The 15,659-nt window shown below is 41.8% G+C and carries 11 protein-coding genes and 1 pseudogene; 9 read left to right on the top strand and 3 right to left on the bottom strand.

Annotated features, from left to right (window positions below; all coding sequences use genetic code 11):
* Positions 1-40: 40 nt before the first annotated feature.
* The 5 genes from MTBBW1_RS19940 (at position 41) to MTBBW1_RS19925 (ending at position 5,374) form a co-directional block, all read left to right on the top strand.
* Positions 41-256 carry a biotin/lipoyl-containing protein gene (locus tag MTBBW1_RS19940; protein WP_080806412.1) on the top strand — a complete coding sequence of 72 codons (216 nt, stop codon included), beginning with the start codon at positions 41-43 and terminating at the stop codon, positions 254-256.
* A 191-nt stretch (positions 257-447) separates the two neighbouring features.
* Positions 448-2,181 (top strand): acyl-CoA carboxylase subunit beta, encoded by a 1,734-nt coding sequence (locus MTBBW1_RS19935; RefSeq protein WP_080806411.1) that lies wholly within the window; start codon positions 448-450, stop codon positions 2,179-2,181.
* Positions 2,182-2,198: 17 nt separating this feature from the next.
* The gene (locus MTBBW1_RS28560) at positions 2,199-2,336 is read left to right on the top strand and encodes a hypothetical protein (RefSeq protein WP_186441543.1); all 138 of its coding nucleotides are present in this window, start codon (positions 2,199-2,201) and stop codon (positions 2,334-2,336) included.
* On the top strand, positions 2,333-3,451 hold the full coding sequence (locus MTBBW1_RS19930) for a sodium ion-translocating decarboxylase subunit beta (protein ID WP_087881806.1): 1,119 nt from the start codon (positions 2,333-2,335) through the stop codon (positions 3,449-3,451). The genes MTBBW1_RS28560 and MTBBW1_RS19930 overlap by 4 nt, the downstream gene beginning before the upstream one ends.
* A gap of 228 nt (positions 3,452-3,679) precedes the next feature.
* On the top strand, positions 3,680-5,374 hold the full coding sequence (locus MTBBW1_RS19925) for a putative ABC transporter permease subunit (protein ID WP_080806409.1): 1,695 nt from the start codon (positions 3,680-3,682) through the stop codon (positions 5,372-5,374).
* Positions 5,375-5,508: 134 nt separating this feature from the next.
* Here MTBBW1_RS19925 and MTBBW1_RS19920 read toward each other — a convergent pair whose 3' ends face one another.
* The 3 genes from MTBBW1_RS19920 to MTBBW1_RS29725 all read right to left on the bottom strand — a co-directional run bounded on the left by MTBBW1_RS19920 (position 5,509) and on the right by MTBBW1_RS29725 (position 10,541).
* Positions 5,509-7,098 carry a dockerin type I repeat-containing protein gene (locus MTBBW1_RS19920; RefSeq protein WP_080806408.1) on the bottom strand — a complete coding sequence of 530 codons (1,590 nt, stop codon included), beginning with the start codon at positions 7,096-7,098 and terminating at the stop codon, positions 5,509-5,511.
* A 462-nt stretch (positions 7,099-7,560) separates the two neighbouring features.
* The gene (locus MTBBW1_RS29730) at positions 7,561-10,227 is read right to left on the bottom strand and encodes a heavy metal translocating P-type ATPase (RefSeq protein WP_139786832.1); all 2,667 of its coding nucleotides are present in this window, start codon (positions 10,225-10,227) and stop codon (positions 7,561-7,563) included.
* Complete coding sequence (locus tag MTBBW1_RS29725; protein ID WP_139786831.1) at positions 10,224-10,541, bottom strand: heavy-metal-associated domain-containing protein; 318 nt, start codon at positions 10,539-10,541, stop codon at positions 10,224-10,226. Before MTBBW1_RS29725 ends, MTBBW1_RS29730 begins: the two co-directional genes overlap by 4 nt.
* A gap of 522 nt (positions 10,542-11,063) precedes the next feature.
* On the opposite strand from MTBBW1_RS29725, the gene MTBBW1_RS19905 reads away from it, so the two are divergent.
* The 4 genes and pseudogenes from MTBBW1_RS19905 to MTBBW1_RS29715 all read left to right on the top strand — a co-directional run bounded on the left by MTBBW1_RS19905 (position 11,064) and on the right by MTBBW1_RS29715 (position 15,528).
* Positions 11,064-12,566, top strand: a complete 1,503-nt coding sequence (locus tag MTBBW1_RS19905; protein ID WP_245809484.1) for a BCCT family transporter — start codon at positions 11,064-11,066, stop codon at positions 12,564-12,566.
* A gap of 23 nt (positions 12,567-12,589) precedes the next feature.
* Positions 12,590-14,020 carry a trimethylamine methyltransferase family protein gene (locus MTBBW1_RS19900; protein ID WP_080806406.1) on the top strand — a complete coding sequence of 477 codons (1,431 nt, stop codon included), beginning with the start codon at positions 12,590-12,592 and terminating at the stop codon, positions 14,018-14,020.
* 927 nt (positions 14,021-14,947) lie between these two features.
* Positions 14,948-15,040, top strand: a pseudogene (locus MTBBW1_RS30435) (TerD family protein); the annotation flags it as partial.
* Between the two features lie 59 nt (positions 15,041-15,099).
* Positions 15,100-15,528 (top strand): TerD family protein, encoded by a 429-nt coding sequence (locus tag MTBBW1_RS29715; RefSeq protein ID WP_245809485.1) that lies wholly within the window; start codon positions 15,100-15,102, stop codon positions 15,526-15,528.
* The last annotated feature ends 131 nt before the right edge of the window (positions 15,529-15,659 follow it).

Here is a 15,659-nt window from a genome sequence, read left to right as displayed (position 1 = left end):
AAGACTTTTTATGGGTTCATCAAACTAAAAGGAGAAGATCATGTCAGAAGAGATACTTGCACCATTGTCAGGAAAAATTGTTGCTATCAACATGGAGATTGGCGCATCAGTGGAAGAAGATGATGAGGCTGTAATAATAGAGGCCATGAAAATGGAAACTCCGATATATGTTCCCTGCGACGGCACCGTAAAAGAGATAAAAGTAAAGGTTGGTGATTCCGTGGAAGAGGATGATGTTATAGCTGTGATTGAATAGCGTTTTATCCATTTTTAAAGTCATAACCAGTCAAGATCTACATCTCGTCAGTCATAAGTTCTCTAAATGGAGACACAGATAGTATTTTTAAGAGAATTGAAAGTACAATATGTGGTGGTGGAGTTGAGAAGTTAGGACTCTTGAGTACATAAATCATGTAAATTGTAAAGTGATATCCCCGGAGGATTTCCATGAGACCCTATTTTGAAAAGATGACTTCTTTTGGAAAAGAGTTGAAAAAAGGAGCCATCAAAAGAACAGAGGAGAATGTCCAGGCATTTATTGAAGCTGAAAAAGAGATTGATGCCGCTGTTGACAAGGTAAAAAATGCAGGTTTTTCCACGGAAAAAATCAATGCCAGAGGCCAGATGACCGTGTGGCAGCGCCTTGAATATCTTGTGGATGAAGGGACATGGAGACCTCTTCACACCCTTTATAATCCGGCAGATAACGTTGAAGGCACCACAAATGTAATTGACGGCCTTGGAAAGATATCCGGAAAATGGGCTGTGATAATCGGCTTTGACAACAAGGTTATGGCAGGAGCATGGCTTGCAGGCCAGTCTGACAATATCCTGAGAGTGACCGATCTTGCAAAACGGTTGAATCTTCCCCTTGTGTGGCTGGTAAACTGCAGTGGCGCAAAACTGCCTGAACAGGAGACCTTCTATGCAAACAGAAGAGGTGCAGGAGCGCCGTTTTTCAGACATGCAGAGCTTGAACAGGCCGGAATCCCCATACTTGCAGCCATTTATGGCACTAACCCCGCAGGTGGCGGATACCAGAGCATAAGTCCCACAATTTTGTTTGCCCATGAAAAATGCAATATAGCTGTAGGTGGTGCAGGAATTGTAAGCGGCATGGCTCCCCAGGGAGGCTTTACAACCCAGATGGCAGAAGATCTTGTTGTAAAGGCAAAGGAGAATCGTGCAAAACCTCCGGGCTCGGTGAAAACCCACTATGATGCCACAGGTTTTTTCAGGTATGTCTATGAAGAGGAACAAGGTGTTCTGGACGGCCTTAAAGATTACATGAAGGATATGCCTGCCTATAATCCAAAATTTTTCAGGGTGGCAGAACCCAAAGCCCCTGCATTCCCACAGGAAGACATAATGAGGCTGCTTCCAATGGAGCCTAAAAAAGTATATGACTTTGATGAAATTCTGGCCAGACTTGTGGATGGCGGAGAGCATTCTGAGTTCCGTCCAGGTTATGGGCCGGAAGTATATACAGGGCTTTGTAAGGTGGATGGATTTCTTGTGGCATGCATTGGTAACCGCCAGGGCTATCTTGGCAAGGGATACCCTGAATATGCGGACTATCCAGGCATTGGAAGCAAGCTATATCGCCAGGGACTCATTAAGATGAATGAGTTTGTAACCCTTTGCGGCAGGGACAGAATCCCTGTAATATGGTTCCAGGACACTTCAGGAATTGATGTGGGAGATATTGCTGAAAAGGCAGAGCTTCTCGGCCTTGGACAATCCCTTATCTACTCAATACAGCAGACAGATATTCCCATGATGCTTGCAATTTTGAGAAAAGGTTCTGCTGCTGCACACTATGTCATGGGCGGCCCCCAGGCAAATCGCCACAACGCCTTTACCATTGGTACAGCAGCAACGGAGATATATGTTATGCATGGAGAGACAGCAGCCGTTGCAACATATGCCCGTCGTCTTGTAAAGGAGAAAGAGGCAGGAAACGACCTTCAGCCTGTTGTGGACAAGATGAACGAACTTGCACAGAAATATCATGATACATCAAGGCCACTATTCTGCGCTAAAACAGGTCTTGTGGATGAAATTGTCAAACTTGCTGATCTGAGAAAGTACATGGAAGCCTTTGCAGGAAGTGCATATCAGAATCCCAAATCCATCTGTCCCCAGCATCAGATGATTCTCCCAAGAATAATTAAAGGGTAAACAAGGAGCAGGTTTAAATGTCAAATTCAATTACCGTTTTTATCTCAGGCATTGTCGGAGTCTTTTTCGGCATGGCTTTTCTATATATATCCATGAAAACCACGGCCTTGGTGATTGACCGGCTTGAAAAAGGCAAAGAGGAGAAACAATCATGATGGAGCTTTTTACAAGGCTGTTTCAAACCACAGGACTCTTTCACCTTACACCAGGCATGGTTATAATGTGGCTCATTGGACTGACCCTGATATATCTTGCTGTTAAAAAAGAGTATGAGCCCCTTCTTCTTCTGCCCATTGGATTTGGCATTATCCTTGTCAATCTTCCCTTTGCTGGCCTTATGACCCCGGAAGAGGGGCTTTTGTGGAAGTTTTACCAATATGGTATTCACTGGGAGATTATTCCGCCTGTAATTTTTCTGGGTCTTGGTGCATTGACTGATTTTGGCCCTCTTATTGCCAACCCGAGACTCATTTTTCTTGGAGCAGGTGCCCAGGCCGGAGTCTATATCACATTTTTTGTGGCAAATGCCATGGGCTTTGATATACGTGAGGCCGCAACCATAGGAATAATTGGAGGAGCAGACGGCCCCACCACCATATTTCTGGCATCCAAAATGGCTCCGCAGCTTCTTGGGGTCTGCGCTGTTGCTGCCTACTCATACATGGCTCTGGTTCCAATTATTCAGCCTCCGGTGATGAAGCTTATGACAACAGAGGCAGAACGAAAAATTCGCATGAAAAAAAGCCGTAAGGTTAAAAAACTTGAAAAAATCCTATTTCCATTGATATCCACCTTTGTGATTATACTTCTGGTGCCTGCTTCTGCACCGCTGATTTCCATGTTTATGCTGGGGAATCTCTTCAGGGAGTCAGGTGTTGTGGAGCGTCTTAACAATGCTGCCCAGAATGAGCTTATGAACATTGTAACAATTTTCCTTGGAGTACCTGTTGGAGCCACAATGAATGCCGAAAATTTTCTGCAACCCAAGGTTATTTTTATCTTTGTGCTTGGGCTTTTTGCATTTATCATCAGCACAATGACAGGTGTGCTTCTGGCAAAGCTTATCAATCTTTTTTCAAAGACAAAAATCAATCCACTGCTTGGTGCAGCCGGAGTATCTGCTGTTCCCATGGCAGCAAGGGTTGTCCACAAGGTTGGCATTGAGGCTGACAAGAAGAACTATCTTTTAATGTATGCCATGGGGCCTAATGTGGCAGGGGTTATCGGCACTGTCATTGCTGCTGGTATCTTTCTAACGCTGCTGGGATAATATGCAAATGGGGTGTACCATTTTAACGCTGTCGAGGTGATGCTAATGGAATTCATAATTTTATCCGGCAACAACAAGAATTTTATCCAACAGCAACAAGAGTTTTATCCAACAACAACAAAAATTTTATCCAACAGCAACAAGGGTGATAATATCATTGAATAATGTCCGATACCTGATATGATGACGTAACATCATATCAGGTAACTTTGCAGGAGGCACATTATCATGCAGGATATTCTCACACTTTTAAAACCCCGTTTCCAGTCTGTTTATAACCAGGGACGCATCTCCTCGGGAGGCATCGGCAAATACAAATATCTCTTTATAACTCTTCTGGGTATCATTTTCTGGGGAGGTGCCCTTTACATCTCATTGCGGGTTCTGAGATACTTCAGCAATATTGAGGATCTTGGGAACATTCTTGCCTGGAAACTTCTCTCCATGGTGATAATCACCATTTTTTCCCTTCTTATTTTCAGCAGTATTTTAAATTCGCTGTCAAAGCTATATCTTGCAAAGGATCTTAAGCTAGTACATGCCATGCCTGTTTCAAGCTATAAAATCTTTATGGCCAGATGGATTGAGACCACACTTGACAGCTCCTGGATGGTTATTCTTTATACTTTGCCTGTTTTTGTTGCCTATGGCTGGATTCATACCACTGGCATATCTTTTTACCCTGTTATGCTTCTCTCCCTTGTTTTGCTTGCACTTGCAGCCTCTTCCATTGGTGCCATTGTTGTAATGATTGCTGTTGTGCTTGTTCCTGCCAGCCGGATTCGCACCATATTTGTTTTTCTTGGACTTTCTCTGTTTATAATGCTCTACATTGCTTTGAGAATATTAAGGCCTGAAAGGATGGTTGACCCCGAAGTATTTTCAGTCACGCTTTTTTATATAAAATCCATGTCAACCCCATCATCTCCGTTTCTGCCCAGTACATGGTGTTATGATGCTCTTATGGCAGCCATCGAAGGATTTTCCGGTGTTGCCTGCTTTCATATGCTTCTGGCCTTGAGCTTTTCGGTTTTCATGGGATTTGTGCTTATGGCGGTGGCGGATATTCTCTATTTTAATGGAGTATCAAGGGCACAGACATCAGCAGCTAGGCTTTTTTCGGCAAGAAGGCTTGATCTTCCCCTTATAAAAAGGCTTTCGGGCCCTGTCAGAGCACTTGTGGACAAAGAGATAAAAACATTTTTCCGGGATCAGACCCAATGGTCACAGCTTTTCCTCATTGCAGCTCTTATAGGCATCTATATCTACAATTTCAAGGTTCTTCCCCTTGACAAAGCCCCCATACGAACCCTCTATCTCCAGAATATGCTCTCATTTCTCAACATGGGACTTGCATTTTTTGTTCTAACAGCCATAACAGGCCGGTTTGCCTTTCCGGCTGTGAATATGGAGGGTGAATCCATCTGGATTATCCGGTCAGGCCCTGTCTCCCTTAGATCTTTTTTGTGGATTAAATATATGATCTACCTTTTTCCTCTGCTTATAATGACACTGGTGCTTATTATCGGAACAAATCTGCTTCTTGATGTGGTACCTTTCATGATGGCGCTGTCATGCATTAATACCCTTCTTATGGTTCCGGGGGTTGTGGCTCTGGGAATTGGCTTTGGTGCTGCTTTCCCAAGCTTTAAATCAGAGAATCCGGCACAGACCATAACAAGCTATGGAGGAATGATATTCATGATTTTAAGTGCTGCATTTATTGGAGCTGTTATTGTGCTACAGGCAGGGCCTGTTTATCATATTCTCCGTTCCCAGTTCAAATCCCGTGCATACAGCACCTTTGACATTACCTGGATGATCTTTTCATTTGGGGCAGCTCTTGTTATATGTATTCTGGTTACTTTTCTTCCAATGCGATATGGCGAAAAAAAGCTTTCAAAAAGTCTTTTTGAGTCATAACAATGGCATCTTTCATTTGCCAGTTTACATTTACCTGAACACAACTCCGGTTTTTCTGGTGGCCTGTTCCGGAAAGTGTAAAGTACTTTCTGCATGATATGAAGGATGCCATAACAATGATGAAAATCTGGAGTTCATGAAACAATAACATTGACAATCATTACCACATCCAGAATATCAACATTTCCGTCACCATTTAGATCGTGATTGAGGGGATTTTGGCCAAGCACGCTGTTAACGCACTCAATCACATCCAGAATATCAACATTTCCATCACCGTTAAGATCATAAATATTTGTTGACTCAGCATATTCATATGCTCCGATATCCGCACCGCTGCCTGAAATATGACGATCATCATACAACTGATCTTTCCTGTAGCTGTAGATAACAGGATGCTCTAAGGCAGCATCTGCATTTTCATATGCATTGTCCACGCAATCTGAATCTGAACTCAATCCAAAGTCATCTGCCCAAATATCAATAAAACCAGGATCTATGCCGGTAATGTTGCCTGTTGACCACAATATATCTGCGGAAGTTGACTCAAATGAGTTGCGGTAATCCTCGGTGATCCAGTTATGAACAAGATTCAGTTGCCCCAGACCATTGGTGAGTGCAAGACGCCCTGGAGATGCTTCAGTATAAATGATGTTGTTGCGGATATCTGCTGTCACATCGCTTGTGGAAAGTCTTATAAGTGTTGTATTGCCTGTCCTTCTTGAGATAACTGTATTGTGATAGAAGTAGAGAGTCCCTCTTCTGTAGAGGCTGGTATCCCCACTGTCACCACCATAGTGAATGATCTGGCTGTTTCCGGCGTCATTAGGTTCTATAAGAATGTTGCCATAGACAAAAGTTTCACTGTAGGATGGATCGTTAAAAAAGGATTCATAATCCGTATCCACAAGGTCAAGCTGCCTGTTTCCCCCTTCAATCCAGTTGTATCGAATAACTGTACCGGCTGACCTGTCTTTTAAATTGTTACCTCCACAACCATCCCTAAGTTGCCCAAAATGGTTGTATTCATATGTAATTCCAAGGCTTTCTGTATATGTATTATGTTCATAGTACCTTCCCTCAATACCGTTATCATAAATATAATTGCCGCTTATAACAATCTGTCTCGTCAGATGGGAGGTGAAAAGTCCGTTTCCACAATCATGGAGTATGCATCCTTTAAGGGTTATTGAATCGCCCTCCTCAATATGCACGGCAGCAGCATTGTTTCTGTAACCTGTTACATCCCCGTATCTGTTGATAAACTGATAGCCGGGTCTGGCTGTTCGTATATCAAGATTTTCAATAAAAATATGGGCTGGTATGTCAGTGTCTGATGAACCGGTATAATTTCCAACTTTTACAATGGAGCGGTCTTCATTTAGATAATAAAGACCAGAAGGAGTCACAGCATCATCACCTGATATTACAGGCAACTTACCATCTTCTGAGACACCTGTAACCACTACAGGTCTGTCAGATGTTGCAGTTGTTGTAATAACCCATTTGCTCTTATAGGGTTCCGCTCTCCAGTGAATTCTTACTATGGTTGAGGGAAGAAGTGTATTCCATGGGATATCAGTTGGTGTTTCAAATTCATAACCAGGGCCGACTTCATAGATATAGTCAAAATCGTTTACATTCCATGATGATGCAAAAAGTGAGGCTGCAATAAACAGTTGAGCAAAGGCTGTAAAAATACAAATATAATATTTACCTTTCATTTTCCCCTCCCCGTGAATTAAAATATAGTGCATTGTCAAAGCTAAAAATTAGGGTTCGTTTAATTGTAGAGACAGGCATGCCTTGCCTCTACGTTGCATATAACCCTAAAATTAAGTCTTGACAGTGCAATAGCCTATTTTGGGAATAACACGAAACGACAACTCAATATACGGATATGCATACCTTGTTTACAAAAAACTGAGCGTTCCTGCACAAAACCCATATGGAGCATTGTTATAACCTCAAAATCGACAGCTACAACCTTTTGAGCCTTGTCAATAGTGTCTGAATCAGGATTCCCAAGATTAACAGGATAAGGCAGGATTATCTATCCTGAGCATCCTATCCATCCTGGTTATCCTGGTTCAGACAACTGCAATAACTTATGCAAAAGCAATAAGATGTCGATTTTGAGTATAACAGGTTTTAGAGAGGGGTTATTGCAAATTGTGTACCGCAACTCATTTGCGATAAAGCCTCAAGCTGTTGCTCACCACGGAAATACTTGACAAAGCCATGGCAAGGGCAGCCAGGATTGGATGCAGTTGACGCAGAAAATCCGGAAAAACTTCAAATGGAGCAAGAACTCCGGCAGCAACCGGAATCAGGATAATATTGTAGAAAAAAGCCAGAAACAGGTTCTGCCTTATTGTTTGCAGGGTCTTACGGCTTATCTCAATGGCTTTTGGAATTCCTGAAAGAGAACCACTGGAGAGTATAATATCGCCTGTCTCTATTGCAATATCTGTCCCTGTGCCAATGGCAAAACCAACATCAGCACAGGCAAGGGCAGGTGCATCGTTAATCCCATCGCCAACCATTCCCACCAGAAAGGGGCGGGATTTTCTGCTTTCAATGGAATGATTGAGATTTGTAGCTACAGTTCCATCCTCATCTTTTACCGTGAAAACACATTCTGTTTTCATGATCGGGGGTGGCCGAAATCTCATTTGGTCATGAGTTTTTAGCATGGTGGATGACTGCAAAGCCTTGATTTTGTCTGCCTTTTCTTCAGGACGTACCTCTGCCTCAATATTTTCTTCATGGATTCCGGCCTCTTTTGCCACAGCTTTTGCTGTTTCAATATTATCCCCTGTCAGCATGACTACCTTCAGTGACTTTTTATGAAGTGCTTCAACAGCTTCTTTGGTTTCTGGCTTGAGAGTATCTGAAACTGATATTATTCCAATAATATTTTCCTTAAGAGGTGAATCATCTATATCTTTTTTAAAAGTTAGATGGTCTATATTTTTTATAAAAGAAAGACGATCTGTATCTTTTGCTAAAGAAAGATGATCCATATCTTTTGCAAAATACAAATGACCTGATTTTTTTATCGAAGATTGTTCTCCAAGAAGCATTACTGTTCTGCCTTTTTTCTGCAGTTCAAAAACCTTTCTTTGGATTTCAGATGGCTTATTATCATCACCATCAACAAAAAACAGTTGTGGCTTGCCAAAAAGAAATCTTCTGTTGTTTACAGTGGCTTCAACCCCTTCTCCACTGCGGACTTTAAAATCCCTGACAGGGTAAAGATCCAATTTTTTTTCCTCTGCAAATTTTACAATGGCCTTTCCAATAGGATGCTCCGAAGCTTTTTCAATGGAAGCAGCATAAATTAGAAGCTCAGACTCAGGATCAATGGCAGATGTTTGAATAAGAGTATTGCTTAGAGTGTTACCTGGGGTGGTGCTTAGAGCATTTTTTAGAGTGTTGTTTAGAGTATTGCTTAAAGCATTCTTTTGACCTGTTTTTTTTGTAGATTCTGTGTCTGTTGCAAAAAAATCATTTTCAGAAGGCCCTTTAATTGAGAAGCCAGCTTGTTCAATCTGATTTATGGGTATGAGATCATTTACCTGCAAGTTTCCCATTGTCATGGTTCCGGTTTTATCAAGAACAATAATATCAAGTTCGGCAGCCTTTTCCAGAGCATCGCTTCTTTTGAACAAAACTCCGTTTTCTGCACCCTTACCGGTGCCGGCCATTATTGCCGTAGGGGTTGCAAGCCCAAGGGCACAGGGGCAGGCAATGACAAGAACTGCAACCATACGTATCATAGCCGGTACAAACTCTCCTGTCACGCCCCACCATATGGCAAAAGTTATAAACGCAATGACCATAACAGCAGGAACAAAAATTGATGCAACCCTGTCCGCCAGTGCCTGGATTGGGGCTTTGCTCCCCTGAGCTTCCTGTACAAGCCTTATGATTCCTGCAAGTACAGTATCTTTTCCAATATGCGTAGCCTTGAATTTAATGTACCCTTCCCCATTGACTGTGCCGCCTGTAATTTTATCTCCTCTCTTTTTTTCAACTGGAAGATGCTCGCCTGTAAGCATGGACTCATCAACGGTGGAGTTACCTTCAATTACAACACCATCCACTGGAATTCTCTCCCCTGGGCGTATAACAACAACATCTCCGATTTGCAGCATTTTCACAGGAACCTTTTTTTCAACACCGTTTTTTTCAATTGTAGATGTTACAGGTTGCAGCCCCATGAGTTTTTTGATGGCAGCTCCTGTTTTACCTCTGGTTCGTGCCTCAAGGAGTTTTCCAAGTTTTATAAGAGTTATGATCACAGCAGATGTCTCAAAATAGACATGAAGCCCAGATGATGGAAAACAGATAACAGCCACAGAATAAAAATATGCCACAGAAGAGCCTGAAGCAACAAGAAGGTCCATGTTAGGACTTCGATTGTAAAGACTCTTCCAAGCTCCAACATAATAATCGCTTCCGGTATAAAACTGCACCGGTGTTGCCAGGATAAAAAAGAGAAGGTTCACCCACGCTGCATGACTCCACTCTCCTGTTATGCCAAAATCCCTCATCATGCTGAGTGTAAAAAGGGGAAAGGCAAACAGCGCTCCAACTACGAATTTACGGGTCTGGGCAGCTATTTCAGCACGCCTTGCCATTGATTCAGGGTCGGAAATCTCCTGCATATCCTTTTCAGAAAGCTCTCCATCAATTTCGGAGAGTGAATCATCAAAGGTTTTATCCGGCAACACAAGATTAAAACCACTCTTTCTGATCTCTTCCGCCATCTCATCCGGTGTAACAACAGAAGGGAGATATTCAACTGTCACCTGTTCCGATGCAAGATTTACAGATGCTTTTATCACACCCTGAATTTTTTATTAAAGGTTCGCTCAACACCGGATGCACAGTTAGCGCAACTCATGCCTGTTATGGGGAAAATCTCTTTTTCACAGGGTATCCTGAATCCAAGCTCCTCAATTCTCTTAACAATGTCAGACAATTCAATCTCTTCCGGAGAGAACGTCAGATTTATCTGCTCTGCCGGAAAATTAACATTTATATTTGTAATGCCAGTAAGTTTACCAACATTCTTCTCAATATTTGCAGCACAATTTACACAGTGCATTCCTGTTACAGGAAGGATAATACTCTGTTTTTTTATAGTATTAAGTATCATATTCACCTGCCTTTATATGAATCAGTTTTTAGCTTTGACACAGAACTACAATGCAAAATCACATTTGCACGATAAAAGGTTAACTACAAAGCTGTGTTTTTCAAGGCACTCTACGCACAATAAAAGTTTTGTCATATTTTTTTTCATATGAAAAAAATCACGACACCATGGAGTTCTTAAAGGCGAAAATTTTTTTTCTTTTAAAAGCTAAGTCCCCCTCAATAACAAGCTTAATCGTATCGTAAAAAGTATCAGCAGAATTTTATTTTCAATGACTTTTTTACTTCAAACCCCTTAATTATTGGGCTTTTATCACTTTTTTTAAACAGATATTAAAAGCTTTTTCTCAAATCAACGGATAAGAATGGCATGTCATATGCATTTTAGCAATGGCATGTCAAAGGCAGTTAAAGATTGCTGAATCTGTAAAAAAAAACAGTGTGTAACTCATCCCTTGAAGAATCCCCTGAAGGGATGAGGGTACAACATATATTTTATAACCTTGTTTTACAGGAGTTTAACGTGTCAAATTCAATCGAAAAAACAAAACCATTTGATCCCATGGTATTCTGGGTGTCAGCCACGCTGACAATTATTTTTGTTCTCTGGTCTATTCTTATGCCGGACAACATGAGTGCTGCAGTCAACGCTGTTTTTAGCTGGACAACCACTTACTGGGGATGGCTCTATCTTCTTACTGCTTTTGCCCTTGTAATCGGGTGCTTTGTTCTGATGGGAAAAAGTTACGGCAATCTCAAACTTGGGCTGCCACATGAAAAACCAGAGTTCTCCAATTTTTCATGGTTTGCAATGCTTTTTGGTTCAGCCATAGCCGCAGGCATTGTTTTCTGGGGACCTGCTGAACCCGCATATCACTACATGAGCCCTCCTCCCTATTTTGGCGGCGAGCCAAACACACCGCAAACCGGTGCAAATGCAATGACATACTCATTCTTTCACTGGGGGCTAAGTGCCTGGGCAATCTATGCCATGCTGACAGTTGCCCTGGGACACGCATGTTTTACACGCAAACTCCCCTTAAAATTTTCCAGCGCCTTTTATTATGTAATTGGCGATAAGATTCATGGCACATGGGGAAAAGTCCTTGATATTTTTGCTGTGTTTGCTACCCTTGGAGGACTTGCCACAACAACGGGACTTGTCGCCCTTCAGCTCTCAAGCGGGCTGAAATATCAATATGGTATGCAGCTTGGCCCCGGAAGCACATACATTATAATAGGTGTGCTGACAGCAATCTTTACATTTTCAGTATATACAGGTCTTGAAAAGGGAGTTAAAATCATCGGCGACATCAATATGTGGGTATTTGTGGCTGTGTGGTTTTTCATACTTATCTTCGGGCCAACCATCTTTCTTATCAACTTGACCACCAACGCAATTGGTCAGTACCTTATCCATTTTATCCCCATGAGCCTTTTTACAGGTCCTGGTTATGAAGGTAACTGGATCGGAAGCTGGACTGTCTTTTACTGGGCATGGTGGATGAGCTGGGCACCTTTTGTCGCAGTATTTATTGCAAGGATATCAAGGGGAAGAACAATTCGTGAAACTGTTGCTGCAACACTTATTCTTCCAAGTATTGGCAATTTCTTATGGTATGGAGTTATCGGTGGTGTCGGTATCAAATATGATGTCACAGGAATTTTAAAAGAGCATGGCGTGGAAAGTGCCATATTTGCCATTGCCCAGCACCTGCCAATGTCCGGAATTCTTTCCATTGCCCTGATTTTTCTCATCGGTACATTTTTTCTGACAAGTGCCAATTCCGCAGCCATATCCCTTGCAATGTTTGTATCAGGCCATGAGAATCCAGGCAGAAACCTAAGAGCTTTCTGGGGTATTGCACTGGGAGCTGTTGCTGCTGTACTTGCAGGCACAGGAAGCCTTAAAGTTATCCAGACAGCATCCATTGCAACTGCTTTTCCATTGATGTTTCTGCTGCTTTTTGCCCTGTACGGCATATTCAAAGGGCTTAATCGCTATAAAAATGAAAATAATCTTTAAAAATTCCTTAAAGGAGAACAAACATGTACGACAGAATGCAGGAGTTAACAAAAGAGCAGATAGAAAAAATCCATGCAGCTTCAATGGATCTTCTGAAAACCACAGGAATTGCATTTAATGACGACGAAGCTCTGGAGTTTTTCAAGAAAAATGGTCAGCGTGTGGAAGGTACAACAGTTTTTTTTGAGGAATCTGATATCCAAAAAGCACTTGAGACAGTGCCTGAAAGATTTACTGTACATGCAAGAAATCCCGAAAACAATGTAGAGGTCGGCCAGGATGATTTTGTATTTGCTCCTGGTTATGGTGCGCCGTTTGTCATTGATCTTGATGGCGAAAAACGGGAAGCCACCATGGAGGATTATGACAATTTCTGCAAACTTATCCAGACATCAAAACATATAAACATGAATGGCTGGATGATGGTTGAGCCATCTGACATGCCACATGAGACAGTCCACCTTGACCTTAACCTTTCCAATCTGCTGCTTTGTGACAAACCTTTCATGGGAAGCCCTGTTTCAAGGCAGGGAGCCCTGGACGGAATTGAAATGGCAGCCATTGCATGGGGTGGCAAAGAGAATATCATGGACAAGGTGGTAACTGTTTCTCTTATCAACTCCCTCTCTCCTTTGCAGTTTTCCGATGAGATGGCAGCATCACTTATTGAACTTGCACGTCATGGACAGGCATGTGTTATTGCATCTCTTATCATGGCAGGTGCATCAGGGCCTGTGACCCTTGATGGGGTTCTTGCCCTTCAAAACGCGGAAATACTTGCTGGTGTTGCCCTTTCCCAGCTTGTAAGACCAGGCGCCCCGGTTATTTATGGATCAACATCATCTGCAATGGACATGAAATCAGGCGGTCTCACAATAGGTGCCCCTGAGCTTTCAAAAAACATTTCCTTTGTCACCCAGATGGCCAGATATTACAAACTTCCCTGCCGTTCCGGAGGCTCCTTGACAGATGCATTGACAGCAGATGCCCAGGCAGGCATTGAGTCTGCCCTTGCCCTTTATACTGCGGCAAGAAACGGGGTTAATTTCATTCTTCATTCATGCGGCATACTTGGTTCATATATAGGAATGAGCTATGAGAAGTTCATCATTGATGAGGAGCTTTGCGGGTTGATCAAGAACATGTTTAAACCCATACAGGTAACCGATGATGCAATTGATATTGAAATGATTAAAAATGTGGGTATTGGCGGACAATATCTCACCCAGCCCAAAACATTCAAGCTGTGCAGAACCGAATTTTTCATGCCAACAATAATGAATCGCATGAATCATGACTCATGGAGCGCATCAGGCAAAAAACGCCTTGACCAGGTAGCATACGACAAGGTCAGCCAGCGCCTTGCAACCTATGAAAAACCTGCAATTGATCCGGAAATTGAGCGTCAGCTCACAGAATTTGTAGAGAACCGGAAAAAAGAACTTAAACAATAAATAAGTCCTTAGTTATACTTCTGTTAAGTTCTCAAAATCGATACCTATAAAATCTTGAGCATTCTCAATACTGTCTGAATCAGGATTCCCAAGATTAATAAAGATAAGGCAGGATTATCTATCCTGAACATCTTTTTTATCCTGGTTATCCTGGTTATCCTGGTTATCCTGATTCAGACAAATGCAATAAATGCCAAGAAAGCCAATAAATGTCTATTTTGACTAAGTTGCCATTTTAGTGTTGTTTTGGCTCTTAACCCCCCACCCTATTCATGAAAATCAGACAATGGATTTTCATGATAATCCTGCCCACCCCATGAAGAGTGGCATCACCTGATGGCTTTATCTGTTTTTTTTAAGGGTGTCACTCTTCATTTTAATACCTTCTCAATATATTTGATATATCTTCAAAGCCGACACCTATGCTCTGTTGAGCCTTGTCACTGCTGTCTGAATCAGGATACCCAGGATGATAATGATTTACAGGATAAAAATCCTGGACATCCTGTAAATCCTGGTTATCCTGATTCAGATAAATGCAATAAATGCCAAGAAAGCCAATAAGATCTCGATTTTGAGTATATCATACACACATGTCAGTTCGCGATTTAAACCTCATAAAATCTTGACCGAAAATTGATGAACCTGTAAAAAGTCAGAAATAGTAAACTTGCTATTAATAATTTCAGCATGTTACAACTCAAAAAATGCTGAAATCTGGCTTTTTACGAGACCATCAAAATTAAGTTCTCCAAATAATTTTTAGATTCAATAACTTTTGAAACTAATGAATCTATAATGTTTTGCTCTTGACATGCTGTGACAATTAAAGTAATCCTGTTATTTAATTATACCACGGCTGCATGATCATCCGTCAATTCAAGGCATTTCATATTCCCGCAGAAAACAAAAAAACGGAGGAAACAAATGGCTATTTCATTAACCAAAGGTGGAAACATCTCTTTGGAAAAAGTGGCACCTGGTCTTACAAGTATTGCGCTTGGTCTTGGGTGGGACCAGATTGAAAAAAAGGATTTTTCGGAAAAAAAAAGGTCAGTGTTGACCTTGATGCATCTTGCCTGCTATTTGACGAAAACAAAAACCTTGTTGATGCTGTCTGGTTCAGGCAACTCAAAAGCAAGGATGGCTCTGTTGTACACACAGGAGATGACCTTACAGGAGGGGGTAAGGCTGGTACACCTAATGAAGAGATCAGGGTCAACCTGAAAACAGTTCCTGAGCAGATAAAATCACTGGCCCTTGTGGTTAACAGCTTCTCTTCTGAAACATTTGATGGAATACCAAATGCATTTTGCGTATTGACAAACCCTGGTAGCAGAGAAGAAATTGCAAGATATAACCTCTCTGTTGAAGGAGGAGGACACACAGGCCTTGTAATTGCAAAGCTTTACAGACACAATAATGAATGGAAATTTAAAGCCCTTGGAGAATGGGGACAGGGCAGAACATTTGACAAGCTGATGCCTGTCATTCTCCCTTGCCTGTAAAAACAAAATATTAGCGAACTCCCTCAGTGCTTCTTCAAGTTTAAACTGTCGGGTGATTTGCGACAGAAATCAAAGGTTAAAGGGATTTTCTACAAGACAATCAAACCTTGAAAGAATATTAAGAACATACG

This window comes from Desulfamplus magnetovallimortis (assembly GCF_900170035.1).
In the GTDB taxonomy this organism is placed as follows: domain Bacteria; phylum Desulfobacterota; class Desulfobacteria; order Desulfobacterales; family Desulfobacteraceae; genus Desulfamplus; species Desulfamplus magnetovallimortis.
The sequence above is the reverse complement of the archived record's forward strand: the minus strand, read 5'-3'. Positions and strand labels throughout refer to the sequence as shown.